The 1,304-nt window shown below is 68.2% G+C and carries 1 protein-coding gene and 1 other annotated feature; the gene reads right to left on the bottom strand.

Features of this window, described 5'->3' with window-relative positions; all coding sequences use genetic code 11:
• Positions 1-15 precede the first annotated feature (15 nt).
• Positions 16-1,253, bottom strand: a protein-coding gene (locus FZ988_RS18370) for an IS3 family transposase (protein ID WP_246169621.1) whose coding sequence is annotated in 2 segments (ribosomal slippage) — positions 16-965 and positions 965-1,253 — 1,239 coding nt in all. Because the reading frame shifts where the segments join, the coding sequence is not laid out codon by codon here.
• Positions 862-975, bottom strand: a sequence feature (AL1L pseudoknot). (Overlaps the previous gene by 114 nt.)
• Positions 1,254-1,304: the final 51 nt, after the last annotated feature.

Raw genomic sequence — 1,304 nt, 5'->3', positions numbered from 1 at the left:
TGAACCGCCCCGACTTCAGTGGAGGCTCGGTTCTCTGGTCTCGGCCGTCGTGACGGTCGGGTTTTGACGGTAGTGGTTGGCTTCGTGCTCGGTGGGTGGGATGTCGCCGAGCTCGGTGTGCAGGCGGGTGTTGTTGAACCAGTCGACCCACTCCAGGGTCGCGATCTCGACGTCGTCCAGGGTCCGCCAGGGGCCCTTGCGGCGGATCAGCTCGGTCTTGTAGAGCCCGATGGTGGACTCGGCCAGGGCGTTATCGTAGGCGTCGCCCACGGTGCCGATCGAGGCCCGCATGCCCAGTGCCGCGAGGCGCTCGGTCAGTGCCAGCGAGACGTACTGGCTGCCGGCATCGGTGTGATGGATGAGGCCGGACAGGTCGGTGACGCCGGCGCGGCCGCGAGACCACACGGCCATGTCGAGAGTGTCGGTGACCAGGTCGGCGCGCATCGAGGTGTCGGCCTTCCAGCCGACGATCTTCCTCGAGAACACGTCGACGATGAACGCGACGTAGGTGAAGCCGGCCCACGTCCTGACGTAGGTGAAGTCCGCCACCCACAGCTGGTTCGGCGCGGTCGCGGTGAAGGCGCGGTTGACCAGGTCCCCGGCCCGACACCCGTCCTTGCCCGGGATCGTGGTGCGCTTGGCCCGTCCCCGGACCACCCCGTGCAGGTCAGCGGCCCGCATCAGTCGCTCGACGGTGCAGCGCGCGACGGGACGACCCAGGCGGTGCAGGTGCTTCCACATCTTGCGCGCCCCGTAGACGTCGTAGTTCGCCGCGTGCTCGGACCTGATGACCTCGGTCAGCTCCGCGTCGCTGACCGACCGCGCCGAGGGCGGTCGGGACTTCGCGGCGTAGTAGGTGCTCGGGGCGACCTGCAACTCTCGGCAGACCGGCTCGACCCCGAACTCGGACTTGTGGTCGTCGATGTACTCGACGATCAGCGTTGTGGGCGGTCGAGCTCCGCCGCAAAAAAAGCCGATGCCGACCGCAGAATCGCATTGGCCCGCCGCAGCTCCCGGTTCTCCCGCTCGAGCTCCGCCAACCGCTGCGCATCGCTGGTCGTCGTCCCGGGCCGTTCGCCGGCGTCGACCTCGGCCTGGGTGACCCAGTTCCGCAACGTCTCGGGATTGATGCCGAGCTGCTGGCCGATCCTGGCCAGCGCGCCCTTGCGCGTGACGGGATCACGCCGCGCGTCGACCGCCATCCTGATCGCTCGCTCCCGAAGCTCCTCGGGATACTTCCTCGGTGCTGCCATGACCCTCATCCTCCGTGGGTTGAGAGCCTCTACGGAAGTCGGGGCGGTTCA

Origin of the sequence: Actinotalea subterranea, assembly GCF_008364845.1 — a bacterium.
Classification (GTDB): domain Bacteria; phylum Actinomycetota; class Actinomycetes; order Actinomycetales; family Cellulomonadaceae; genus Actinotalea; species Actinotalea subterranea.
Note: the sequence above shows the minus strand (reverse complement) of the source record. Positions and strands in the feature narration are given on the sequence as shown.